Genomic DNA, 24,386 nt, shown 5'->3' with positions numbered 1-24,386 from the left:
TCTACAGCCATATTGATATCTTGAGCGAGCACTCTTGCTCTAGTTCCTTCTGTTCTACAGCCATACTGATATCTTGAGCGAGCACTCTTGCTCTATTTCTCGTTACCAGGTTCAGCCTGGTAACGAGGGTTTCTACCACTTCCACCTGAATATTTACTCTTTCACTTTCAAGGTAGTTAAAATTCCATGCCCTTGACTAATAGAATTCATTTCCGCAACTTACACGGTGACATTTTTGGCGGTGTCACCAATGCTATTGTTTCATTACCTATTGCCCTGGCGTTTGGTGCTGCTTCTGGTTTAGGACCTGTAGCAGGTCTTTATGGATCGATCTGTGTCGGCTTTTTTGCATCTCTGTTTGGTGGCACACCGACTCAAATTTCTGAACCAACCGGGCCAACAACCGTATTTATGACAGCGATCATTACCGCGATGATTGCTAGAAATCCAGAGCATGGTATGGCGATGGCGTTTACGGTAGTCATGCTGTCTGGAGTGTTTCAAATCCTCTTTGGCATCTTCCAGTTGGGTAAATACATTATCCTCATGCCCTATAGCGTCATTTCAGGATTCATGTCTGGAATAGGTGTGATTCTGATTATTCTTCAGATACCACCATTTCTAGGACATGCAACCCCAGAAGGGGGTTTGATGGCAACGCTAACAAAGCTACCGCAACTTCTGGCAAACCTGAATCCTGTGGAAACCAACCTAGCAATTATCACGATGGCAATTATTTTTTTTATGCCCTCTAGATTCAGGCGCTATTTTCCACCACAATTGGCAGCATTGGTGATCGGTACAATCATTTCCTTTACCTTGCTCCATAATGTTGAGTTGAGACGGATAGGTGAAATTCCATCAGGATTACCTACTCTATATATGCCTACCTTCACACCCGCTCAAACGATGCGGATGTTAATTGATGGAGCCATGCTAGGTATGCTGGGTTCGATTGATGCCCTGCTGACATCAGTCATTGCTGATAGTATGACGCGCACGGAGACTTATGAGGATCAAGAATTGATTGGTCAAGGAATTGGAAATTTAGTTGCTGGTTTGTGCGGTGGACTTCCTGGTTCTGGTGCCACGATGGGAACAGTGATTAATATTCAGGTGGGAGCTAGGACTGCTCTTGCTGGTTTAATTCGGGCAGCACTGATGTTAATCGTGGTGTTGTGGGCTGCTGACTTAGCAGAATACATTCCGATGGCAGTATTAGCCGGAATTGCTTTTTCGGTAGGAATTGAAATGCTTGATTGGAACTTCTTGAAGCGATCGCATAAGGTTCCCTGGAAATCAACTTTGATTATGTACGGGGTGCTGCTGATGACAGTCTTTATGGATCTGATGGTTGCTGCTGGAGTGGGAATGTTTCTTGCTAACCTCCTGACAATCGAGCAATTGAGTAATGTACATGCTCAACAGATCAAAGCGATTTGTGATGCAGATGATACTATTCCCTTGAATTTGGAAGAGAAGGAGTTGCTCAATTTAGCCGATGGGCGAGTCTCATTATTCTACATGGGCGGGCCGATGAGCTTCGGGGTGGCAAAAACCATCGCTCGCGAACATTTAGCGATCAAGAATTGTGATACTTTGGTGATGGATCTCAGCGATGTTCCCTATCTGGATGAAACAGCGGCGCTGGCGATCGAAAATGCGATCAAAGATTTTCAGCAAAAAGGTTGTCAGGTGTTTATTGTTGGTGCGGTTGGCAGAGTTAAGCAACTGTTGGAGCGTCTTGGCATACTTAACTTAGTACCCTATGACAACCTGTTTATGGATAGAACCTATGCCTTGAAAAGAGCAGTTGTGATGGATAAGGTTGAAATCGGTTTGCAGACTGGTTAAATTTAGGGGTTTGATTGTCATACTGCATATGCCTGCCTGATATCTTCTAAGGCTTGGCGTAATTCTTGAGCGTGCATCCAACCCACAAAGCCAGCATACAAACATTTCCCCTGTGGAGATGCCACAAAGACATGATCGACGCCAACAAGGTTGCGCCAAGTCCGAATCGTGCCGCCATTGTTCAACTTCATCACCACCTTAGCTCTATGAAAGTCACGCCAATGCCCATCAGTCATTCCTGGCACTGCGTGTAAGCGTTGAACAATGTCATCAAATATAATGGATTCACCAATTGTAAAATCCAACCAAAAGTCGCGAATTGTTGATGCAACCAATGGATGATTTCGCAAGACAGCATGAGACAAACCGCCTAAACAAATAAACTTCGCATTTGCAAACTTGGTAGATCCTACCGGAATAGTACCGTCACTGCCATCGTCAATATCTCCAGCAATCGCTAGCGTTGGAATCACAGCTGCAATGTGTTGGGCGATCGCTTTGCGGTTTGTTCCTAAATCGCGAGCAACTCCGATGCCGAGATTCAAGGGATCGACGATCCGCCCTAAGTCTGCTCCGCCAACCGGGGATGCAACCAGAACTAGCGAATGTACCTTAGCCCACCACTGTGGATGACGATTCAGTAATTCTAACCAAATTAAACCACCCATCGAATGACCAATTATCCTGATCGGAACATCCGGATACTTAGCCATTTGCTCAATGGCAATACTTTCCACTAACTTAATGAGAGGGGTAATTCTAATCCAGGTTTGGATGTATCCCAGGTTAGGGGCAACGACTGGAGTCGTATCCGTGACGAGACGTTGCCCCAAATCTATCATCGCTCGATTATCATCTGCCCACCCATGCTGTACGAATAAGATGAATTCTGGATTCTGCGTTCTTTGTTCTTCTGTTATTTTTCTTGATACGTCCATACACCATCATCCCAGTCTGCATCAGATGGAGGTTTTTGCAACCAGTGTTGACAACGCTTCATATGCATGAGTGTGGCTTTATCATTTTTATCCATTTCCAAAACTTTATTAAATTCGACTTGAGCAAAGGTAAATTGGCGCTGAAGGTAATGATTACGTCCTTTATGATAATACTCAAGCAACTTTAATTTTTCACTACTTATAATATCAGATTGCAAACCGATTAATTGATATACTGCTACTGGTTCATTTCTACCTTTGACACGAATATAATCTAGTTCTCTTGCCCAAACAAAATCTTTGCAAGGATAATATGTTTTGTCACTAATAATAATGTCACAGCCGTATTGCTTGCTAACACTTTCTAATCGCGAACTCAGGTTAACTCCATCACCAATGGCAGTAAATTCCATCCGCTTGCTAGAACCAATATTGCCACTAATTACAACATCAGAATTAATACCAATACCAATATTAATGCACGGTTTATTAAGTGCATGACGGCGAGCATTAAATTCTTGCAAACGGTGACGCATTTCTAGAGATGTTTGCACTGCCATCCAAGCGTGTTCTTGTAAAGGTAAAGGAGAACCATACACAGCCATGATGGCATCTCCAATATATTTATCGAGAGTACCTTTATATTTGAATACAGCTTCTACCATCGACTCGAAATATTCGTTGAGCATACTTACCACTTCTTCTGCATCTAGGTTTTCTGTCAAAGTGGTATAGCCACGAATATCAGAGAATAAAATCGAAACTTCTTTGCGATCGCCTCCCAATTTAGCATCATCTAATTTCAGCAATTCTTCTGCTAATTCCTGAGTCATGTAGCGATACATCGTACTTTTGAGGCGCTTTTCGTCGCTGATGTCATCCATAACTACGAGTGCGCCACAGATTTGATTGCGATCGCTGGCATCAGCTATTGTGTTAATCGATAAATTTACACTGTGCTGCTTGTCTTCACCTGCCAGTAGCGTGCGATCGGGATAGTACTGCTGGCGGTATTTTGACTCGGCTGCACTCAAAGCACCCTGACACCACTTTTGAAAGTCACCTTCTTTAATACGGATAATCTCAGTAATTAATTTTCCTTCTAGGCGATCTTGTGCTTCTAAACCTAACAAGCGTTTGGCACTTTCATTGGCAGCAATAATATGCCCAACTTTATCAGTAGAAATTACACCATTAGAAAGACTGCGGAGAATATCTCGCTGCATTTGTTCTTGTTGCTTAACTGTGGCAAACAATTTAGCGTTTTGTAATGCTACTCCTGCTTGAATATTAAAAGCTTCCATAAACTCTTCATCGTTACGATCGAAACTAGCTTGGAAGCATTCGGGAGCTTTAGGCCAATCGCTAGGATTATAAGCAGAAAAATCACCAGACTTCTTTTTATTTACCAGTTGCGTCACACCAATTAATTCGCGATCGGCATTAAAAACTGGCATACACAGTAAACTACAAGTACGATAGCTTGTCTGCTGGTCTATTTTTTTGGCAGTATCAGAATCAGGATGCTCGTATAAGTCAAAGGGAATATTTAAAGTTTGCCCGGATGCTGCTACTTTACCAGCAAAACCTGTACCAATTGAGATACGTAACTCCTTTGTTGAGCCGTCAGCTTGGGTAATTTTTGTCCATAATTCGTGGCGATCGCTATCAATCAGCCAGAGAGTGCTGCGATCAGCATTCATCAATTCTTTGGCTTCATCCATCACCCGTTTGAGGGTATCTTCTAAATCAAGACTGCTTTGACTCAAAGATTTAACCGCTTTCATCAGCGCCGCTGCCGCTCTTTGTTTTTGAGTAGCAACGTAAAAGGAGCGTGACGACTCTAAAATCAGGCGAATCGAAGGAGCAAATTCCTGAAATAACTGTTCATCGTTACTGGTAAAACCACCAACATCAATTCTTTCTGACAAAGATGCACATGGATTGATATGAGATTTTAATTTATTTAGCAATTGCACCACCGCTACTAATTGCCCATGTTGGCTCAACAGTGGTAAAGCCAGCATTGTGTAGGTACGGTAGCCTGTTCTTTTCTCTTGTGCTTGGGCGAAAAAAGAGCGGGGATCGTCGTAAAAATCAAAGGGAATGTTAATAACTTTTTTTTCAGTTGCTACTTCACCAGCAATGCCCTTATTAGCCGGAACACGAATTTCTAAAGAGCGATCGCCTTCTGCTTCGGCTACTATTGACCACAGTTCTTGTTTTTCTTCATCTAATAAAAATATAGTCGTCCGGTCTGCTCCCAGTAATTCCCCGGTTTTTAAAGTTATAGAATGTAACATTTCTTGCAGAATTTTTTCAAACCCATGTGAATCCAACATAGACAGGGTTTGATTGACAATCTGTAATTTTTGTTCTACGTCTTTAACGACTAGTTTAAAAGTATCCTGAGTTAAGGGGGCAAGAAAGGAAGAAATTGTTCCTTGACTTCTGACAAGAGCACCCACAGGAGTAGTATTTTGCGGCAAATCGCGATCGCTATGGGTGGGAACACCAATAATTAAATCGGCACCTTCACCGCTACTACGTTGTTGAACTGACATAACTGACTTTTGATATAGGATCGATCGGGTTGTAGGAGTTTAATAATGCAATTAAATGATTATGTAAACATTATTACTAGCAACACTGAACTAGTATTATCCACAGTGTAATCGCTCCTACAGCCAGCGTCACCCCAGAAAAGATTGTCAGTGATGTGCATCTGATACCAATTCTCCAAAATCCTGCTACACATTAATCACCGCGTCTCAACTGTAGCCATCTTCAAGAGAAAAGGTATAAACCTATCCCTGCGGGTTTGAAAATAAGGTTGAGGGAACAGGGTTGGGGGAACAGAACAAGAAATATTTTCATTCCCTCGTTATGTGATAACATTTCACGTTAATTACGATACACATCAATTTTGTAGAGACGCGATATATCGCGTCTGTACTTATATCAAATTTTTTGTCAAATAGTATGCCGATCGCATGACGTCTAGATTGAAAGTCAAAGATTAGATAAATTAGCGATCGCCCTGATTTTAAGAGTGAAACGGACAACCACCTGCGGTTAATTTTTGCAGAAACGTGCTGTTATCAAAATAATGCTCTAAAGACTCAATTTTCAAATCTTCTGTGACGCGAGCAATACTTACGCCTACTATTTCTATTGTTTCTCCTGTTGGTGCATAATCTTTAAAAGAACCGCTAAATGTTCCCCAATGCCGCCATTTAAAGGTAACATTTGGTGGCCCTGAAAGTACTTCTGTTAGTTCCCATAAAAAACCATCGGGAAAGGCTTTGTGAAACATTTCAAAAGAAGATTCAAAAGTTTCTGATTTGGAACTGTACTGTTCGCTTTCACCTAAGAACAAGTTATAAGTTCCTTCTTTTGCTACTTCCTGGGCTGTGTATTGTGCCCCTCCATTGCTACTCATCCTAAAGCGATCGCTAACAATCGAAAGCCACTGTTGAGGATTGGATTTGTGAGACGCTTCCATCTCAAAAGTTCGGACTAAGTTTTGAGCGATCGCTTCTAAAGAGCCTTCTGGGTGCTGATATTGACTTTCTTTGTGAAGAAATTGATTCGTGTAGGTATAATCTGGACGTTGCCCTTCTCGCCACTCAACTCCCTCATCGTTAGCAAGGACAATCTCTCTATCTTGTACCCACAAAGGTAATTCTGAAGATTTGGAGTCACTCATTGCTATTTGCTGAATCAAATCTCGTTCAGAATAAAATGTGTGCTGTAAACCCGTAAATTAAATTATACAAAAGTTTATATTAAGTATAATAACTAAATTAAACGTAAAATACCTTTGGCAGCTCCCCGACTTCTGTTAAGAAGTCGGGGAGCTGTGTTTTAATTTATTTAGTTTATCAATAATCTTTAAATAAATTTGTCACTAAAAAATTTACCAGTATATGTACTAATGGCAACGCTTTAACACCAACTTTTATAGATATTGACTATAAATAAAAATGTCTTGCAAAGGAGTTTATCATCACAAAAGTTGTTCTAACTTTTGGAAATCAAGCTGGATTTCATCCCATAAAGCCTTGTTGTGGGGATCGGTTTTTAAAGCTTTTTGAAGATAGATTTTGGCTTTAGGTAACTGTTTTTGTGCGATCAGTGCCCTTCCCCAGATTTGATAAGCAATTGCTTGCCACTGCCGTACTTCCGCATCTTCTGGCATACGTTCTGCCAAAGCTTCTGCTAGTGCGATCGCCTGCGGAAATCGTCTTGCTTTCAAAAACTGCTGCAACTGCTCATAAGTTTTCCACTTCAAACGCTGTTCTATTTCTGATGCTTGTGGCGGTTGTGGCGTTGGCTTATGTTGTGGCGTCTGGTGAGAAATTTGTTCTGAATAAGTTTTTGTTATTTCCTGAGGAGTTGCCCCTGTTGATTGAGTTGACTGTTGCGGTATTGATATGGGAGGTACAACCTCCAACAGTAACTTGTATGCCTCAGTCAAGGCAATAAACTTTTCTTTTGCCTTTTTGTCATCTGGGTTGATATCAGGATGATATTGCTGCACCAATCGGCGGTAAGACGCCTTGATTTCGGCAAAGGAAGCTCCCGATCTTAAACCCAATAAACGGTAGCAATCTCCAAGATCCATCTTCAGCTACTACAAGCACGAATATGAACTATTAGCTTAAAGCATAAAGCTTTAGGTACCAATGATAAAGACCAAATTGCCAATTTTAAAGGTTAATGATTATTCATTAGTCATTCGTCATTAGTAGGGGCGGGTTTATTTAGATATTTTGTCATCCTAGAGGGATTGTTATTAAAACCCGCCCGTACAGTCTAGCCCCTAGCCCCTAACTACGGGCGTTCTTCAATTACTCTATCAATCAAGCCGTAGTCTTTTGCCTCTTGGGCAGACATAAAAAAGTCACGATCCATGTCTTTTTCTATTTTTTCCAAAGACTGACCAGTATTGTTAGCGTAGATCTGATTGAGCTGACGGCGAATTCTTAAAATTTCCCTAGCTTCAATTTCGATATCGGTTGCTTGCCCGCGAGTACCTCCTGAAGGCTGGTGAATCATGATCCGTGAGTGAGGCAATGCCAATCTTTTGCCTTTAGTGCCAGCGGCTAGCAAGAAGGAACCCATCGAAGCTGCTAAACCCACACAAATTGTTACCACATCAGATTTAATGTGCTGCATGGTGTCATAAATCGCCAAGCCAGAGGTAACCATTCCCCCAGGGGAGTTTATGTATAAATAAATATCCTTACCTGGATCTTCGGAATCCAGATACAGCATGACGGCGATAATTTGATTGGCTATTTCATCGTCAATATCTCGTCCCAAGAAAATAATACGTTCCCGGTAAAGACGATTGTAGATGTCAATCCATTGTGTAAATTGTTCCCCTGGCATCCGGTAGGGAACTTTAGGAACGCCTATAGGCATTTTTACTACTCCGTATATAAATTATTGGGAGGTGGGAAAATTAAGTGTGTAGACACCTGTTAGGGCAGCTTCCCGGACAGTTTCTGACGTTTGAAGTAAAATTTTTATCCTTCTGCCTTCTGCCTTCTGCCCTCTGCCTTTAAACTTCTGCCTTTAAAGAATACTCGCAGGTACAGGAGGATGGGCGAGTTCTTCTTTTTCAAAAACTCTATCAATCAAGCCGTATTCCACAGCTTGCTTAGGAGTCATATAGAAGAGGCGATCCATATCCTTCTCAATTCTTTCCTTGGGCTGCCCGGTGTTGCGAGAAAGGATGTCTAACATTGTTGCCTTGTTAGCTAGTACTTCCTTGGCGCGAATTTGAATATCAGTTGCTTGACCTTGAGCATAGCTCTTCGGTTGGTGCAAGACAATACTAGCGTTGGGCAAACTAGCGCGGCATCCCTTTGTTCCAGCACTGAGGAGCATTGCTGCCATACCTACTGCCATCCCAATGCAGATGGTGTGAATAGGAGGCTTGATATATTTGATCGTGTCATAGATGGCAAAGGCTTCTGTTTCAAAGCCAATGGGTTCACCACTATAACCAGAAGTGCCTGTGGAGTTGATGTAAATTTTAATCGGTTTTTCTGGATCGTCAGACTGCAAATACAGCAGTTCAGCAACGATAAGTTCCGTGACAGCAGGCACCAGCGGCATACCAAGATAGACAATTCGCTCCTTTAACAATAAGGAAGGTAAATCTGGCGGCGGTGTGCGGTAGAAGTTATCGCCGTAATAGGGGGCTTGCACAGCCTTGATGGGGGAAATGTCCATAGCAACTGTTGCCTGAATTAAAGCCGTTAACTGTAATACATCCTAGCGCGATGAAAGCTCATCTGGAGGTGCGGATTTCTCGCTCATGAGCAGGATTTTTCTACTTTTAAGTAGCGCTTGTTATTAAGTTATTGTCAATATTATTAATGTATGTTTGCTTTATTGCTTTTCCGTAGAGCAGATATTGCATCCTGAAGTTATTTATATATATGTATATCCTGGTTCGGAACCTTGAATTATGAAGGTTAGTTTGCTGCCTAAGCTAAATGACGGCAATTTGGATGCCAGTCAAATGAACAGTCAACGTCAGTTGGCAATTTCTGTTTCTGCGATCGCAGAACAAATGGATCGTAATGTGCCACTGAATTTATGCTTAATTTTGGATCATAGTGGTTCTATGAGCGGACGACCACTAGAGACTGTGAAAAAAGCCGCTATTCGCATTGTTGACAGACTCAAACCAGGCGATCGCTTGAGTGTGGTAGTTTTCGATCACCGTGCCAAAGTCTTAGTACCCAATCAAGTTATCGAAGACAGAGAGCGCATTAAACAGCAAATCAATCGTCTTGCTGCCGATGGTGGTACTGCTATTGATGAAGGTTTGCGTTTGGGCATTGAGGAATTGGCGAAGGGGAAAAAAGAAGCTATTTCCCAAGCTTTTCTACTCACTGATGGCGAAAATGAACACGGTGACAACAAACGTTGTTTGAAATTCGCTCAGTTGGCGACTGGCTACAGCTTGACTTTAAATACTTTGGGATTTGGTGACAATTGGAACCAAGATATTTTGGAAAAAATAGCTGACGCTGGTGGCGGTACGCTCTCTTATATCCAGCAACCAGAACAAGCAGTAGATGAGTTTAGCCGCCTTTTTAGCCGGATGCAAGCTGTGGGATTGACTAATGCTTATTTACTTTTCTCGCTCATGCCGAAGGTGCGATTAGCAGAACTAAAACCCATTGCCCAAGTTTCTCCAGATACGATTGAGTTACCAGTACAAGAGGAAACTGATGGACGTTATGCCGTACGCCTGGGTGATTTAATGAAGGATACGGAACGGGTTGTTTTGGTAAATCTTTATTTGGGACAATTTCCACTAGGCAAACACGCCATTGCCAATTTACAAGTACGCTACGACGATCCGGCACAAAACAAGACGGGCTTATTGTCAGAGAATATAGCAGTAAATGTAAATGTGCTTTCAGCTTATCAAAGCGACTCCAATTCAGAAGTACAGCAGCATATTCTAGCATTAGCCAAGTATCGGCAAACCCAACTAGCAGAGGCGAAATTGCAACAAGGCGATCGCGCTGGAGCAGCAACGATGCTACAAACCGCTGCCAAAACTGCCTTACAAATGGGGGATGTAGGCGCAGCAACGGTTTTGCAAACTTCTGCCACCCGCTTGCAAGCAGGTGAAGAATTATCAGAAAGCGATCGCAAAAAAACCAGAATTGTTTCCAAGACAGTTTTACAGGATGAATAGTATCTGGGGTGGGCAAATTGCCTGCCCCCATTCATTTGAGAGGGGGAGCAGAGGGGACAAGGGGACACGGAGACACACCAGACACGAAGACAATCAACCACTAACCACTAACTACTAACATTTACAAATGAAAACTACTGGAATTCATCATGTAGCGATTATTTGTTCAAATTACGAAAAATCAAAAAAGTTTTATACAGAAGTTTTAGGATTTTCGATTATTAATGAGACTTTTCGAGCAGCTAGAAATTCTTATAAATTAGATTTACAAGTTGGAGATAATTGCCAAATCGAATTATTTTCTTTTCCTAATCCCCCACAAAGAGTAAGTAAACCAGAAGCTTGTGGTTTAAGACATTTGGCTTTTGAAGTTGATGATATCGAGAATACTGTAAGTGATTTACAAGCTCAAGGAGTTGAAGTAGAAGATATTAGACTTGATGAAATTACTGGCAAGAGATTTACTTTTTTTCAAGATCCAGATGCTTTACCATTAGAAATTTATGAAAGATAAAGTAGTAGTCTGTCTCATTAATTTTGATTGGTAAACTCGTTCTTAATTTTTCTTCCTTTGTGCTCTTTGTGTCCTACCCTGCGGGAAGCCGCTGTCGCGTCTATGTGGTTCGTTCCTCAACCCCCTTAAAATTTATAATATGAACCAGTAGTAGTCTCTCACATAAGTTTTGAGGTATTCGTAGTAAGCGATGCACGCGCTCTCGAAGTTTAGGACTAAAGTCCTTACTACGAACTTATATAACCATCATAATTAATGCGATGAACTAGTAGTTAATAATTTATTTTGACGAAGAAGACGAATATAGATTGCTTTACACGATAAAGAACTAATGCAGGTTGATTGCATTGAGAACATAGTTTAACTCGAAGCGATCGCCCCATTCCGTCTCCTGATGAAGTGTTATTACTGCATTGCTTCAGCGACTTTCAGCGTATCCGTGTATTGCTGAAATTTGACGATGCGATTATCTTTGAGCCTGTAGACGTGAGCAAATGCAGCTTTAGTTGATTTGCCTGTTAATTTATAAGTGCCACGATATTCGCCTAAAGCGATAATTGTGTCGCCAGCGTCTAACCATTCCTCCACAACCGCTTGCCATGTATCCCACTCCGAGCGAAACTTAGCAAAAACATCATTCAAAATTGCGTCTACTCCGCAATGCCTGCCACCACCCGGAAATCCTTCGTTTTGTATCCACTCTATATTGGGATCGAATATTTGAAGAATGGTATTTTGATCGCGATCGCTAAACGCTGTGTACAGACGCTTTACAATTTCAAGGTTGCTCATTTCAGTACTTTCACTCTAATAACCTTCCACAGTTTTTAACAACCCCCACTATGTAAATGGGGGTAAGGCACTTTCCTTCTAGACAGTCTACTTAACTTATTACCGTACTCAAAGAGCGATCGCTTCAAAAACAGCGTACCCAAAAGAAAAACTTAGGGTTGAGTTTGAAAGTTGTATCCACCAGCATCAACAGAGAGCTTACCTTCCTTCCATCCCAGATAAATAGGTGTTTTACCCCCGTCAGGATTTTGGTAAACGGCAAAGTGATTTTTCCAATCGTGAGCTTGTCCGTTTCTCCAAACTTTTGGTAAGCCTGAATCTTGATATTTGAGTTTTATGTTCCCCGCAACACCTCGATACTCAACTATGCCACCATGAATTTGGCTCAGATTTAACCGCGACTTCTCTAGCACAGACAGTTTAAATTGCTGCCAACTACCGTAGCTTTCCCGCTCACCCACTTCTAAAGCAAAACCGCTTATAGTCTTAAGAGTGCCAGTTGCAGTTAAAATCTGGTCAATGGGGTAGCGATCGCTCATTTTCTGAGTTGCTTTATGGTTAATTCCCTCAACCTTTAAATTAATCGGCGTCAGTGCCAACCACGTTTTTTCGTAGCGAATGAAAGTCACACCATTGTCGGTTTCCAGCTTTGCTGACTTGGGTAAGAAGAATTGAAACGGTACTTGTGGCTTGTTGTTGAGCCAGATGACTAAATTGCGGTACTGAGCAACATTGTCGCCACCAACAGATGAAGTAGATATTTTGGTAGGATCTGTTCCTGTTGCGGCAATAAAATAATCAACACCGCGCTCAGTGTTAAATGCCATCAACTTGAAGCCGTTCCAGTCACCACCGGAACCTTGAGCTAATGTCCCCAACTGAAAAGTGTTGCCAAAATAGAGGGTTTCGTAAAACTGGGGTGCGTCATCGCCTCCTAGTTTCCAGTTTTCATAGGTTGGCTTGGAATTTAACAGTTCTACTGGCTTTTGAAATTGCTTCCGTGCTAATGCTACAACTGCTGCTGGTGGACGATAACTGCTAGTAATTAGGTGTATTTCGTCTGGTTCAGGCTTTGGATCTGCTAGGGGTGAATCACCAAAGTACAACCCAAGAGAATGGGTAGCCAAAGAACACCAAGAACAATTACCCTGACTATAATCGCGCTTAGAAGGGCCACCAAATCCACCACGCCAATATTTTAGTGCGCCAGAAGCGAAAAACCAATCTAATGCAGATTTGGCTAGTGATTTTACTTCTGGATCAAGAGCAAAATCGTAGAGATTTATGTAGCTGGTGATGGTGTGTCCCAGGTAGTTTTCAGAATCCCATTCGCCTTGTCCAATTTGATATAAAGTACGAACATTGTGGCTGATACGTTCTTTGTATATCTTGCGTGTCTGTTCATTACCACTTTCTTCCGCAAACAGATATACTGCAACTTCCCGCATGGCTTTGAGGTTATCAGTGTTGCGGCAATCTACCCAAGTATCGCAGTTATCTGTAGACTTCTGCCAAAACTGGCGTTGGTATGGAAAGTGGCGTGTGAGCGGATCTACTTCTGTCCAAATTTGCATCGCCTTTTTCATCCGCTGGCGATATGCCGGGTTAAGATACTTGCCAAAGTAGAAATATTTGCGGACTTGCCCTTTAAGAGTGAAACCAGAGTAAAAATCAATTCCCAAAGTGTGGGCGTGATTTTGAGCGTCAGCATCTTCAGATTGGAGGAATGCGATCGCACGCGCTCTATTCCCGGCAAGAAAGTCAATCATTGCCTTGGGGTAAGATTTCTTTTCACTCTCAAAAGCAGTAGTTCCGTATTTACTGTCTGCAAGTTTTGCAATTACATCCTTTGAGCGCTGCTGAAAGTCAGCTTCCATCTGTGGTGTCCATTGTGAGGAGACTTTTGACTGGGAACAAGCTGACAAAAAACACAGTAAGCAGATGATGGCAGCACTTTTAAGATGTAATTTTTTCACATTCACCAGATATACTAAACAAACTCAACGACCACCAAGCCAAATGCGTATACTGGGCGCACTCAAACCAGGTAAAAGTAAACACAAGGTAAGTAATTATCACCGCCTCAATCCCCCGGCAAGGCGACTTGATAACCAGCCATAGACCCAATCCTAACAGCGATAAGTAAGAAACTAGACCTAATACACCTACTGATAGAATTGTATCTAAAATCAAATTGTGTGCTTTCACCGTGGGTAGCGTTTGCCTGCCACGCTGTCCATCAAAGCCCTGGTAATCAAAAGTAAAATCGCCCAAGCGAGTAACCTTCACCCATTTAACCGATTTAGAATTGATGACGTGTGGGTAAGCAGTACCAAAACCATTCATACCCCAACCGAGTAAGGGGCGTTTACTGATACCGCGTTCTGCTATCTCCCACAGATATACTCTGTCTGATGTCAGTTGTTTGAGAATCTTGGTATTACTATCAAAGTTGAATCGATTGAGTGTTTCAATGTTGCGAGTTAAGGAAACTGCACCGACAAACAACAAAGCCACCAACACGGTGCAGAGCATAAAGGAGCGTACTTGTTTGCTTAAAGGGAACTGATAAATCCAATAAACTCCTGCGACAACAAAAGCTAGTATTCCCGCCCTAGTTTGAGTCAATAGCAATGCAGGGATAATTAGGATACTAGCTATAGCAGCATAACGAGTACTTATCCACTGCCATTGCCAACCGACAAGCGTCATCACTGCCACTGCTGCTAGCACAAATGAAGCATGACCGCGATGAGAATACAAGCCGATTGGCTGTTGATTTTGGAAAATGGTACTAGCCAGGATATTATCTTGGAGTAGTTGCCCACTTGTGGCAGTGTAGTCGATGCGCCAGTTAATAACTTGAGGAAAGATACTCAAGGCAAGGATAACACCGCCAATAACTAAACCAATGAATTGAGAACGGGCTAGTTCTGGATGCAGTCTTAGTAGTAGGCTATTGCTGAGGGTGAAGATGGCAATTAGTAACCAGTAAAGCAAGCCATCACCCATCTGCTCTTGACCGAATAGGGAACGTAAGGGGAAGGGACTAGTAACAGTTGCGATTAACCCAATTGCGAGAAATATTTCCCACAGCAGTTTGCTAAGTTTCCAACTTTGGGAAATTTTAAGGGTGTCTTTTTCTTCCCACAGATAAAGAAAGTTGAGTATACAGATGAGGAGGATTGCAAATACTTTTGGCTGAGTCCAGATTTCCCCGCGCATTGTACCGAATGGGTTGATGAGAATGATGCTGAGGGAAAACAAGAGAGTGTAGAGGTGGTTCACTGCTGTTTGTTGGATCTAATTTTCAGCGCTTTTACTATACTCCATGCGCCAACTGCTAATAGTCCAAATACAGAGGAGTACTCAGGTACAGACTGAGGAGAGCTTTCCTTAGAAATTGGACGCATTTTGAAACTACCTATACGGTCATTAAATGCTAGTTGAATCGGGAAAGCTGTTTCTTGTGTTGAACCAAATAGTGAATCGATGTCAGTTATTTTAAAGTTGGAAATACCATGACCAAATAAGGAAACAAAGTCTAAGCTCTCTCCGGGACTGAATTCACCAACAATAGTATCTCCTACTGAGACGGTAAATCGATTGTCGTCTCCAATCGGGAAGTCAAGAATTTCAGTAAATAGTGTGTCATCTAGTGCTTGGAATTCAAAACCATAGGTAGTGTGTGGGTCGTACCAACGGCAGCCAGGAACGTTGCGGAATAGTTGCCAGTTTCCTTCCCTCTCATCAGGAAGAATAGGATCATCCTGCGTCCGGCCTGGAATTTCAATCTCAGCGCCAAATCCACCACCACCGCTACTTCCAACGATAAATTCATCTGCTTCTGGCAGAAACTCTCCCTCTTCATACAGTTCAACATAAAGCTTGTAATTGCCTCGATCTTCACCACGACGACCCCCATTTGCAGCACGAACATCTAGGTTGATAGTGCCATCACTAGACACAGATCCCTTCAGTGCAGAAGCAAAGCCATCGCCCAATGGACTGCTGTTATCGTCAAAGTTGCTTATATAACCAGAGTTATCAGATGCAGTTAAATACGTGTTTGGATTGCAGCGATTTCCAGGTATGTCATTATCAATCCTGGCAGTAAATCTTTTTCCTGGAGTAAATCCTGGTAGTTTGAAGCTATCTACTTCGGTACCAGAAGATAAACTGTCGGAAAATTCATAGGTACAGTTATCATCACTGCTAATACTCTTAGCTGGACATAAAATATTACGGCGACGATAAACTCTGTTTATCCAACCCCATCTAACCCCGTTGTAAATTTTTACTGTTTGTGGTGCTATTTCCTCAACTAAGTAAAGTTCACCAACCCAAAAATGAGGGTTGTTAGCGTCTATTCTATAAGATTTATCTCGGAAAGAAGATTCATTTGCAGTACCTACAGTGTCATAGTAAGGGTTAACATTCATCCATATGGGAATGTCAATTCCGTCATAACGGAGATCATGTGTTCCTCCATCTATATGGATCTGGTGTTCATTATAAAGGCTATGGTTATTAACCACACGTTGAATCCAATGGATTTTTGCTTGTTCTGGTTTTGGGTCTGTTTTCTGGGGATTATACTTTATATTAATATAAGCTCCTACTCCACCTCGTATGTGATTGTCTGACTTCGGCTCTTCTTTTGCACAAAGAGTTTGAGCACCGCAAGCATAGTAATATAAAATTTCAAAATTACCATATAAATTTTTGTCTGAAGGAATAAAATCCCAACCTCGCCACCTAACATCATCATTTAACATTTTCAAGAAATCATTTGTCCCACCTAATTTAATAGGGGCAACATATCTAGGTGACAAAAAAGTTGTACCACTGGTATTAGCATCTATAACGTAGGGTTCTGTAGGATTGTAATAAGAGATAGCCCCTTTGCCAAACTTAAGACTGAAGGCCATAGCCGACTGGTTCGTCAGTGCCATTAGTAAGTTTGTTGCTACACAAATTAGAAAATATGGTTTTTTACGCATTTTTTATTATTTCCTAGAGATCAAGTTTCAAATAAATATCAGCTGTTGTCATAAAATTAGCGAGTAAAGTCAAAACTAATTTCATGACTTGCTCAATTTCATGACTGGACTAGTTGAATATCTACAAGCGGAGTCAGTACCTCTCCAGTCCAGAGATTTTCTACTATTCTTTGTAAAACTGTTGGTTCAATCCATCGAGAAAGATCCCCTATACCTTCACGAGAGTAACGATACTTGAACCGAAATTGATATGTACCTGGATACAGTGGGCGAAAAACGTAAATGTCTTCATATGGAAAAGGGATATTCAAAGTTAACTGTCGGTCACGCTTTTTCTTCGGATTCTGTATCCAAAAAAGAAAGGCATTACAAGAAAAAGTTAGTGCTTTTTCTGGAAGTACCAGAAAAAAATCAGATTCCATTGGTCGGTTAAGTCGCTCACAGTGGATACCTGTCTGCATTACTTGACCATCTGGTACTATCAATTCTGGAAACATAGAGTAAAAATTCGATGAAAAATGAAAGGAAGTTTCCGTATTATTAGTAATGCGAATACCAAGCTGTACAGGAGTGAAAACACTGCGCTTGGCTTCAGGAATGGGTAATACTCTTTCCGATACCACAGTTTCAAATTGAATACCATCCACTTCAACCATAATGCTGCTATTTGATTCACAAGATGTCATGTTGGCTACCGTCTTTATTTCAGGTTTTTAAGTGCCGTCATTATAGACAGTACACAAATTCTATTGTCCTGAAAAATAGCGATAATTTGTTGCAGACTTAGGTTTAGATTTTTCAAAAAGTTTTTCTAACTCTTTGTTCACCATCGAGGCAACAACATCACTATTCTTTCTAAATACAGGATAGTTAATGTCTCTAAGAGCTTTACGCAAATTTTATTTCTGTTGATGGTTCAGAAATACTTTAGCTATATGGGTAGTAGATGCATAAATCCGACGTTGATTTCATGCAAAACTTTTTGGTGCTACATTTCAATGTTGTAGTTTATAACTCCGAAACTATTAGGATAAATATACGCTGTCTTTGAATAGGTGATAACCCAAGTTTTACTGAATTGTTAAAACTAGTATCTACTGTATTAATAAATGAAAATTTATTAGAGCTTTATGAATTAAATCTAAAGTAAATATTCTTCAAAAAAGAAAGGTTAATTGTTAAAATAATACAAAGATAAAATCAAGAAAAGAGATAGCCCAATATTAAGAATATATTAAGCTGAAGAAATATATTTATTTAGTGATGTAGCTGCTACTGTACTCAAAGAGCGATCGCTCTGATCAATAGCTTGTTGTCAGTCAGTTAAGTACTTGCACAGTCATTTCAACTACTTGGATATAACTGCCAGGTAAAAATGACAGGTGTCAAGCTTTGGATCTGCTACAGGCGAATCACCAAAGTACAACTTGAAGCAAAAACTTAAACTATACATCCTCGTCTGATAAACTATCCCAGAGTTACAGGCGATTTTTTGCCCTAATGAAACGTTCCCCCTTATTGCTTGCCATCTTCCTGATCTCATTCACACTACGTACCTTGGCAATTACTGCATCCCTGAATACCGATGAGGGGTTGTGGATATACCGCGGCAGTCAGTTTATCAAACGCTTGCTGGAAGCAGATTTAACCCGTACTTTTCTCAAGCACCATCCTGGGGTTCCTAATATGTGGCTCAGTGGCACCAGTATGTGGTTGAATTGTTCGCTGCACAAGCTTTTTCCTGGCTTTTTGGGTGTAGATTTGCCTTCAGATCTAAGTGCTTGCTTGAATATCCAAGAGTTTCCCATTTCTTTATATATAATTCCTCGCCTAGTACAAGCAATAGTCACTTCTGCTTGTATGGTGTATTTATACATACTCAGCAAGCGTTTATTTGGTAAAGCTGTAGCTCTATGTACTATTAGCCTACTGCTATTAGAACCATTTTTTTTAGCATATCAACGCTTTATTACCACTGACGCACTACAAGCTGATTTTTCTGTTTTGGCTATACTGCTATTTTTGTCGTATTTGCAAAAAGATAGCGATCGCAAATCTCTTTTAGTTTCGGGAGTATTTCTGGGATTGGCGACGGCAGCGAAAATTACTGCATTATTTTTATTACCTGCTGTTGCTCTGTTAATAGTGTTGATTGAGTTAGGAATTTGGCAGAGTAGTTTTCCCAAAAGGGGCTGGAAACAACAATTTCAGGGCTTTGCACTTTGGGGAGCCACTATTTTAGTAGTGTTTACCCTCATTTTTCCGGCAATGTGGGTTTCACCCGGATATGTTTTCACTCAGATATACAAGGGTATTCTAGACGAGTCCGATCGCGGATTTCTTTTTTTCTTGGGGCAACTTACCCATTCGCCAGGAATTCTTTTCTATCCGCTAGTGCTGGCATATCGTTTATCACCTGTACTGCAAGTAGGATTGTTGGCAACAAGTGCAGTATTACTTCTACCAAAGTTGCGGCAAGAGCAACAGAAAGTGCCTGAGTTGGCAGCGCTCGTTGTGATTTCTCTGTGCGTCCTGCTGATACTATCAGTAAGTGACAGTAAAATCGACCGTTACATTAATCTCTGCTTGCCTATACTAGGGTTGCTCGCAGCTGTTGGTTGGCTAAAAATAATTTCTTGGGTTGAAAATTGGGTGGGCGATCGCATTACACATCTTCCCAATTTTTCTAGCGATCGCGCCCCGTTAACAGCAGTAGTTCTATTACTTTTACAATTAATTTTCCTTTTACCCCACTATCCCCATTACCTGACTTATTACAATCCGTTACTCGGTGGTGTGAAAGTAGCCCAAAATATATTTATGATTGGTCAAGGGGAAGGTTTAGAAAAAGCTGCACAATGGTTGAACCAATCACCAAATGTAAAAGAAATCAAAGTAGCTAGCTGGTATAGTCGATATTTTTCCACTTATTTCCACGGTCAAACCTTACCAATAGACAAGCGTATCCCATCTGGAATTCAGCCTTGGACACAGGCTAATCGAGTGGTATTCTATAAAAATCAATTGCAGCGCCAACTTCCAGAACCAAAGATGCTGGCTTATTTTGCCATGCAGCAACCTTTATATAGTGTGTGGTTTCATGATGTTGACTATGTTTGGGTTTATCCTGGTTCAATACCCTTAGCTGAAGATATCAAACGCATTCAGTTTCCTTTATCTTTGTCTTTTGGCGAGCAAGTGCGGCTACTAGGTTATGACTTAAATCAAACGAAGTTGTCTGCAAATGAAGATTTGATTATCACATTCTATTGGCAATTTCTCGCACCACTACCACCAGATATTCAACTTAAAATTGGTTTGCGCAAGAATAGTTCTAGTCTGAATGAACTTTCTAATGCACCTTTGTTGAATGGATATATACTTCCAGAACAAATTAGCCCAGGCACAATCCTGCGAGATGTTCACAAGCTGAAAATTTCTCCAGTTAAACCACAGCAACACTACCAAATTGAAGTGGGATGGGTTTCCCCTAGCCAGGGAAAAGAATTCGGACGAGCAGTTATTAGTAAAGTGATAAGGTGATGTTTAGTAGTTATTTGTTTATAAATTACGTCTGATGTGAATTAAAATAGCAAGCAAAAATCATATTATAAAAATCGACCACAGATAAACACAGATGCACACGGATAATTTATCTGTGTTTATCTGTGTCCATCTGTGGTCGTTATCACAATAAAATTGGATTTTACAATCAATCTATTATGAGAGTGCGACTCAAGGTGAGTTCGGCTAATTCACATTAGACGTAAATCACTATTAACTATTAGCCATTAACTATTGACCCTTAGTTACTTTTTCCCATTCACTACCTGAAAATCTATAAATCGTAGTTACAATTCTGCCATGATTAGAAAAAGTTTTTACTGGTTGATATCGTTCCTCCCAGTAACTTTGTTCTTTGTCTAAAATTTTTTTGTTTCCACTTTGAGGATTTCTGATATATATTACGTATATTTCTCCTGTGGAGTTAGAATCGTAAGGATATAATTCTAAATTTTTGAAGTTACCAGGAATATAATATCTCGTAATACTTTTCTTTTCATTAGTGATAAAGTATCCATTACTTTTCGCGCTTTCAAGATATAATTCTACCTTTTCCCAATGTCTGTAATAAGGAAAACCAAATAAACTCTGTCTGCTTTGCCTTTTGAAATTAAGAAAGAAAAAATTTTTATTTTCCCACGGATATTCTTGTTTGTTATCTATGAACAATAAATGAGAAAACAAGAAAGAAGATATATATATTGTACTGACAATAAAAACACTAATATATTTTGATTGATTGAAAAATCGCTTTTTTAGAAAAGAGTGAAATTCTTCTAATCCAAAAGCCATTAAAATACAAAAAGGTATCACGTATGTATAAATATGTGTACCAGGATTACCAACCAAAGTTTCTAATGCTATTAGAGGAAATAAAAACCATAGAACCACTGAACTATTTTCTTTGATTTTGAATAGTCCCATTAAACCCAAAACTGCATATATATATATCAGGAATAATGGATTATAAGTCATGAACGTTTTTGTCGAACTAACAGACTGTTTGCTTATCCTATCTACCCAATATTCTTTTGTAGATTCTGAGATTGAAAGAAAGAAAGGAATATAAAATACAGACAAAGATGCTAAGAAAATAGTTGTAGCATAAATTAAATGCTTAATTGTCTGTTTATTATTTCTACTGTTAACATACCATCTATAAACTAGATAAAAGACAAACGGAGCAATGAAAATGCCATCATAATGGGCAAGAATAGATAATCCCCATAACAGCATCCCCAAATATAATCCATAAATTCTCCAACCATAATATTTAGTAGATAAACTGAAAAAATACAAAGCTAAAACTGAAAATAAAATTACAAATGATTGATATTGGACTATTCTCGCGAAAGCAACGAATAGACCATTTAAGGATACAAATAAAGATGAATAAAGAGCTATTTTTTGCCCAAACTCGATTTTGACAAACTTATAAAAGAAATAAATAGCGAAGATGCTTGCTATCGTAAAAGGTAATCTAAGCAAAAATTCATTATCATAATCAGGATTAATAAAACTCATAAGATAAGTAACCAAAAATTGAATTGGCCCTTTTCTTTGAGTTAGTAAAAAATTCAGCATACTTTGACCATCTTGTGGTCTATATAATGCTTTAATTTCATCTCCTTGATAATTTGAATAACCTATATTAATTAATCTCAACCAAAAAGTAGCAAGAATTAAATAAGCCAAAGGAATTTTATTTATAATCTTTTTCATCGCGGCTTGACTAAATGTTTTAAGTGATTTCTGAAGTATACCCCTAGTGAAAAACCAGGAATAGTGAATCTAAATAGAAAACTTGAATAATATTACTTGTTTTCTGAGATCCTGCACCATTCTCAAGAACCGTAAGGTGGGCACTGTCCACAACATAAAAATAAGGGTTTGAGGAAAGTTAGGCAGTGCCCACCCTACAAAAATTGCTGAACCGCATTGGTTTCTAAACTGACGTTACTAAATTGCTGAGACAACAAAAAACCTCGGCTGTTAAACCGAGGCGAGTTAGAGGAATCCAAATGTCGTTCGCGTAGTGTGTGCGTAGCACTTTGGGAGATACCGATGAAAAATTAGAATAATTAATTTGCTTTTTGTTTTATATTTGTTAACTTATGTAAATAAATATAATATTTACGTTACAAATAGTCAATTGAGGTTGACAAAAAAAGGTAAATATATAATATAAGCAAATCTTATGAAAAGTACACAGCTGTTAAATCAAGTATTCCAGCCAATCAATTGATAAAGCTGCCATAATATGTATGTTTAATATTACAAAAAATACAACTTTAGTCTAAGAATAAACGTAAATGCTTGATCCAAGTTTGTGCGAGCGTCCTGCTAGCCAATGGTTAGCTGTGAAGTCAACGCTTTATCAATGGCTGATGATACCTTCTCTCGTTGTTTTAGTATGTGTAGCTTTAGTCTTCTTACCTTGGATTATTCCATTTTTGCGAGAGTTACGGTGGCGACGCTTGTTTATTAGGTTAGGAATCCTTTTGTGTGCGTTCTACTTAATTGCTACTTTCCCGCTAACAACAGCAATCATCAAAAAAGGATTGTGGGCATTTGTTCCTAACGATCCAGGTACAACAAACGCAGATGCAATTGTAATTTTGGGACGTGGGCCGAAATTTCGGCCTTCTCGTGTAGAAGTAGCGGCAGAGCTTTGGAAATCTCAGCGGGCACCTTTGATTTTTGCTAGTGGTGCAGGAGATGGGCAAGAAATAGTAGAGGAATTAAAAGCGCAGGGTATTCCTGGTGATGCATTAGACGAAGAACACTGCTCTCGAACTACCAAGGAAAACGCACTTTTCACCGCTTCTGTCTTGCAACCAAGAGGTGTAGAGCGGATTTTGCTTGTAACCGATCCTCCACATATGTTACGTTCGGTGCTAACTTTTCGCAATTTAGGATTTGAAGTTATTCCACATCCCAGTACTTTTCCAAATCATTTACCGAGGAGGAAAAAAGCAATACTTGTGTTTTATGAGTCTATGGGTTTACTTAGCTATGGTTTACAAGGACGTCTTCTTCCCCGTGACTTTATTACTCAACACCAAAACTCGCCAGTAGCCAAGTTAGAAAATTCTTCACAGTTGGAATCACAAAATTCCAAGTCGGTAGTTACAGGAGATAGAAGTTATAGCAGGGAACAGGCTTGAAATTCTCTTGATGCCCTAAGCTACCTGGCAGCGGCCAAAGTATCGTAAGCCTCTGATTTCTGCAATAAAAAACCCCCATCAGGGGGCTTTTTAATGAGAGTATTAAGTAATAAATAACACTCTAAAGAATATATAACAATCCGAAAAGGATAATCCAAATCACGTCTACAAAGTGCCAGTAAATTTCAGCAGCTTCTATTCCAAAGTGCTTTTCGCTACTGTAATGACCTGGTTTAAGCGATCGCCATAACACAGCTAGAATTGCTAAAACACCAATGGTAACGTGCAGCCCGTGGAAGCCAGTCAAAACGAAAAACGCACTGGCAAACAAGTTTGTAGTTAGACCGAATTCCAGATGGTAGTATTCATACAACTGCCCCACCAAAAAAACGATCCCCATCACAGCAGTGATCCCAAACCACATTTGCATACCCCGCAAATTATTCTTTTTGATTGCGGCATCAGCATTGTGGATTACAAAACTGCTGGCAATTAGATTAATGGTATTGACTCCGGGAAGCAGTAATTCTAGTTCAGGAGTTCCTTCTGGAGGCCAAGCAGGCAATGTCGAACGGAAAGCCAAATAGGCACCGAATAAACCCATGAAAATCATCCCTTCAGCAACCAGGAACATAATTAGTCCAAAGAGACGAAAATCTGGATGCTCTTCGTGATGAGCAGCTTCCACTGTGTGGTGGTAATTTAGTTCTGCTTTTGCTGGGTCAACTGTTTGACTTTGCATGAATCTTCTAAGGTAATGGTGTGAAATCTGAATTTTCTATTGTGACGGAAGAAGGATAAACAAATGTTATCCTTTTGCCT

18 protein-coding genes are annotated in these 24,386 nt (G+C 40.2%); 5 read left to right on the top strand and 13 right to left on the bottom strand.

From position 1 onward, the window contains the following. Positions 1–186: 186 nt before the first annotated feature. Complete coding sequence (locus UYC_RS0101645) at positions 187–1,854, top strand: SulP family inorganic anion transporter (protein WP_016872894.1); 1,668 nt, start codon at positions 187–189, stop codon at positions 1,852–1,854. A 17-nt stretch (positions 1,855–1,871) separates the two neighbouring features. Here UYC_RS0101645 and UYC_RS0101640 read toward each other — a convergent pair whose 3' ends face one another. The 6 genes from UYC_RS0101640 to UYC_RS0101615 all read right to left on the bottom strand — a co-directional run bounded on the left by UYC_RS0101640 (position 1,872) and on the right by UYC_RS0101615 (position 9,038). Further along, a complete protein-coding gene (locus tag UYC_RS0101640; RefSeq protein ID WP_016872893.1) occupies positions 1,872–2,792 on the bottom strand; it encodes an alpha/beta fold hydrolase in 921 nt (306 codons plus the stop codon). Next, entirely contained in the window at positions 2,771–5,356 is a 2,586-nt protein-coding gene (locus UYC_RS0101635) for a GAF domain-containing protein (protein WP_016872892.1), read from the bottom strand. The genes UYC_RS0101640 and UYC_RS0101635 overlap by 22 nt, the downstream gene beginning before the upstream one ends. A 482-nt stretch (positions 5,357–5,838) precedes the next feature. Continuing rightward, a complete protein-coding gene (locus tag UYC_RS0101630) occupies positions 5,839–6,501 on the bottom strand; it encodes an ester cyclase (RefSeq protein ID WP_016872891.1) in 663 nt (220 codons plus the stop codon). Positions 6,502–6,801: 300 nt separating this feature from the next. Further along, entirely contained in the window at positions 6,802–7,419 is a 618-nt protein-coding gene (locus tag UYC_RS0101625; RefSeq protein ID WP_016872890.1) for a J domain-containing protein, read from the bottom strand. A 209-nt stretch (positions 7,420–7,628) separates the two neighbouring features. Next, entirely contained in the window at positions 7,629–8,222 is a 594-nt protein-coding gene (locus UYC_RS0101620; RefSeq protein WP_016872889.1) for an ATP-dependent Clp protease proteolytic subunit, read from the bottom strand. Between the two features lie 153 nt (positions 8,223–8,375). Continuing rightward, complete coding sequence (locus UYC_RS0101615) at positions 8,376–9,038, bottom strand: ATP-dependent Clp protease proteolytic subunit (RefSeq protein WP_016872888.1); 663 nt, start codon at positions 9,036–9,038, stop codon at positions 8,376–8,378. A gap of 238 nt (positions 9,039–9,276) precedes the next feature. Between UYC_RS0101615 and UYC_RS0101610 the strand changes: the two genes are divergently transcribed. Both UYC_RS0101610 and gloA2 read left to right on the top strand, forming a co-directional pair. Next, positions 9,277–10,524 (top strand): vWA domain-containing protein, encoded by a 1,248-nt coding sequence (locus UYC_RS0101610; protein ID WP_016872887.1) that lies wholly within the window; start codon positions 9,277–9,279, stop codon positions 10,522–10,524. Between the two features lie 127 nt (positions 10,525–10,651). Beyond that, positions 10,652–11,038: an SMU1112c/YaeR family gloxylase I-like metalloprotein gene (gene gloA2, locus UYC_RS0101605; protein ID WP_016872886.1), complete on the top strand. Its 387-nt coding sequence runs from the start codon at positions 10,652–10,654 to the stop codon at positions 11,036–11,038. 405 nt (positions 11,039–11,443) lie between these two features. On the opposite strand, the gene UYC_RS0101600 is transcribed toward gloA2, so the two are convergent. The 5 genes from UYC_RS0101600 to UYC_RS0101580 all read right to left on the bottom strand — a co-directional run bounded on the left by UYC_RS0101600 (position 11,444) and on the right by UYC_RS0101580 (position 17,519). Further along, a complete protein-coding gene (locus tag UYC_RS0101600) occupies positions 11,444–11,830 on the bottom strand; it encodes a nuclear transport factor 2 family protein (protein WP_016872885.1) in 387 nt (128 codons plus the stop codon). Between the two features lie 152 nt (positions 11,831–11,982). Continuing rightward, positions 11,983–13,707, bottom strand: a complete 1,725-nt coding sequence (locus UYC_RS0101595) for a hypothetical protein (RefSeq protein ID WP_016872884.1) — start codon at positions 13,705–13,707, stop codon at positions 11,983–11,985. 79 nt (positions 13,708–13,786) lie between these two features. Continuing rightward, the gene (locus UYC_RS0101590; protein ID WP_235082861.1) at positions 13,787–15,118 is read right to left on the bottom strand and encodes an O-antigen ligase family protein; all 1,332 of its coding nucleotides are present in this window, start codon (positions 15,116–15,118) and stop codon (positions 13,787–13,789) included. Continuing rightward, a complete protein-coding gene (locus tag UYC_RS0101585) occupies positions 15,115–16,833 on the bottom strand; it encodes a hypothetical protein (RefSeq protein WP_016872882.1) in 1,719 nt (572 codons plus the stop codon). Before UYC_RS0101585 ends, UYC_RS0101590 begins: the two co-directional genes overlap by 4 nt. Positions 16,834–16,931: 98 nt before the next feature. Then, positions 16,932–17,519, bottom strand: a complete 588-nt coding sequence (locus UYC_RS0101580) for a hypothetical protein (RefSeq protein ID WP_235082860.1) — start codon at positions 17,517–17,519, stop codon at positions 16,932–16,934. Positions 17,520–18,333: 814 nt separating this feature from the next. On the opposite strand from UYC_RS0101580, the gene UYC_RS0101575 reads away from it, so the two are divergent. Further along, on the top strand, positions 18,334–20,376 hold the full coding sequence (locus UYC_RS0101575; RefSeq protein ID WP_016872880.1) for an ArnT family glycosyltransferase: 2,043 nt from the start codon (positions 18,334–18,336) through the stop codon (positions 20,374–20,376). Between the two features lie 252 nt (positions 20,377–20,628). Here the strand turns inward: UYC_RS0101575 and UYC_RS0101570 are convergent, their stop codons facing one another. Continuing rightward, complete coding sequence (locus UYC_RS0101570; protein WP_016872879.1) at positions 20,629–22,119, bottom strand: ArnT family glycosyltransferase; 1,491 nt, start codon at positions 22,117–22,119, stop codon at positions 20,629–20,631. Positions 22,120–22,709: 590 nt separating this feature from the next. On the opposite strand from UYC_RS0101570, the gene UYC_RS0101565 reads away from it, so the two are divergent. Then, on the top strand, positions 22,710–23,564 hold the full coding sequence (locus UYC_RS0101565) for a YdcF family protein (protein ID WP_016872878.1): 855 nt from the start codon (positions 22,710–22,712) through the stop codon (positions 23,562–23,564). Positions 23,565–23,685: 121 nt separating this feature from the next. On the opposite strand, the gene UYC_RS0101560 is transcribed toward UYC_RS0101565, so the two are convergent. Beyond that, positions 23,686–24,306, bottom strand: coding sequence for a cytochrome c oxidase subunit 3 (locus UYC_RS0101560; RefSeq protein ID WP_016872877.1), 621 nt, complete (start codon positions 24,304–24,306; stop codon positions 23,686–23,688). Positions 24,307–24,386 lie beyond the last annotated feature (80 nt).

The sequence above is a fragment of the Chlorogloeopsis fritschii PCC 6912 genome, assembly GCF_000317285.1.
Lineage (GTDB): Bacteria > Cyanobacteriota > Cyanobacteriia > Cyanobacteriales > Nostocaceae > Chlorogloeopsis > Chlorogloeopsis fritschii.
The sequence above is the reverse complement of the archived record's forward strand: the minus strand, read 5'-3'. Positions and strand labels throughout refer to the sequence as shown.

Excerpts from the sequence above, each read along its gene's own strand:
- UYC_RS0101635 (WP_016872892.1), bottom strand. The coding sequence starts at position 5,356 with ATGTCAGTTCAACAACGTAGTAGCGGTGAAGGTGCCGATTTAATTATT.
- UYC_RS0101645 (WP_016872894.1), top strand. The coding sequence starts at position 187 with ATGCCCTTGACTAATAGAATTCATTTCCGCAACTTACACGGTGACATT.
- UYC_RS0101595 (WP_016872884.1), bottom strand. The coding sequence starts at position 13,707 with ATGGAAGCTGACTTTCAGCAGCGCTCAAAGGATGTAATTGCAAAACTT.
- UYC_RS0101570 (WP_016872879.1), bottom strand. The coding sequence starts at position 22,119 with ATGAAAAAGATTATAAATAAAATTCCTTTGGCTTATTTAATTCTTGCT.
- UYC_RS0101585 (WP_016872882.1), bottom strand. The coding sequence starts at position 16,833 with ATGCGTAAAAAACCATATTTTCTAATTTGTGTAGCAACAAACTTACTA.
- UYC_RS0101630 (WP_016872891.1), bottom strand. The coding sequence starts at position 6,501 with ATGAGTGACTCCAAATCTTCAGAATTACCTTTGTGGGTACAAGATAGA.
- UYC_RS0101620 (WP_016872889.1), bottom strand. The coding sequence starts at position 8,222 with ATGCCTATAGGCGTTCCTAAAGTTCCCTACCGGATGCCAGGGGAACAA.
- UYC_RS0101600 (WP_016872885.1), bottom strand. The coding sequence starts at position 11,830 with ATGAGCAACCTTGAAATTGTAAAGCGTCTGTACACAGCGTTTAGCGAT.
- UYC_RS0101610 (WP_016872887.1), top strand. The coding sequence starts at position 9,277 with ATGAAGGTTAGTTTGCTGCCTAAGCTAAATGACGGCAATTTGGATGCC.
- gloA2 (WP_016872886.1), top strand. The coding sequence starts at position 10,652 with ATGAAAACTACTGGAATTCATCATGTAGCGATTATTTGTTCAAATTAC.
- UYC_RS0101565 (WP_016872878.1), top strand. The coding sequence starts at position 22,710 with ATGCTTGATCCAAGTTTGTGCGAGCGTCCTGCTAGCCAATGGTTAGCT.
- UYC_RS0101625 (WP_016872890.1), bottom strand. The coding sequence starts at position 7,419 with ATGGATCTTGGAGATTGCTACCGTTTATTGGGTTTAAGATCGGGAGCT.
- UYC_RS0101560 (WP_016872877.1), bottom strand. The coding sequence starts at position 24,306 with ATGCAAAGTCAAACAGTTGACCCAGCAAAAGCAGAACTAAATTACCAC.
- UYC_RS0101640 (WP_016872893.1), bottom strand. The coding sequence starts at position 2,792 with ATGGACGTATCAAGAAAAATAACAGAAGAACAAAGAACGCAGAATCCA.
- UYC_RS0101580 (WP_235082860.1), bottom strand. The coding sequence starts at position 17,519 with ATGACATCTTGTGAATCAAATAGCAGCATTATGGTTGAAGTGGATGGT.
- UYC_RS0101575 (WP_016872880.1), top strand. The coding sequence starts at position 18,334 with ATGAAACGTTCCCCCTTATTGCTTGCCATCTTCCTGATCTCATTCACA.
- UYC_RS0101615 (WP_016872888.1), bottom strand. The coding sequence starts at position 9,038 with ATGGACATTTCCCCCATCAAGGCTGTGCAAGCCCCCTATTACGGCGAT.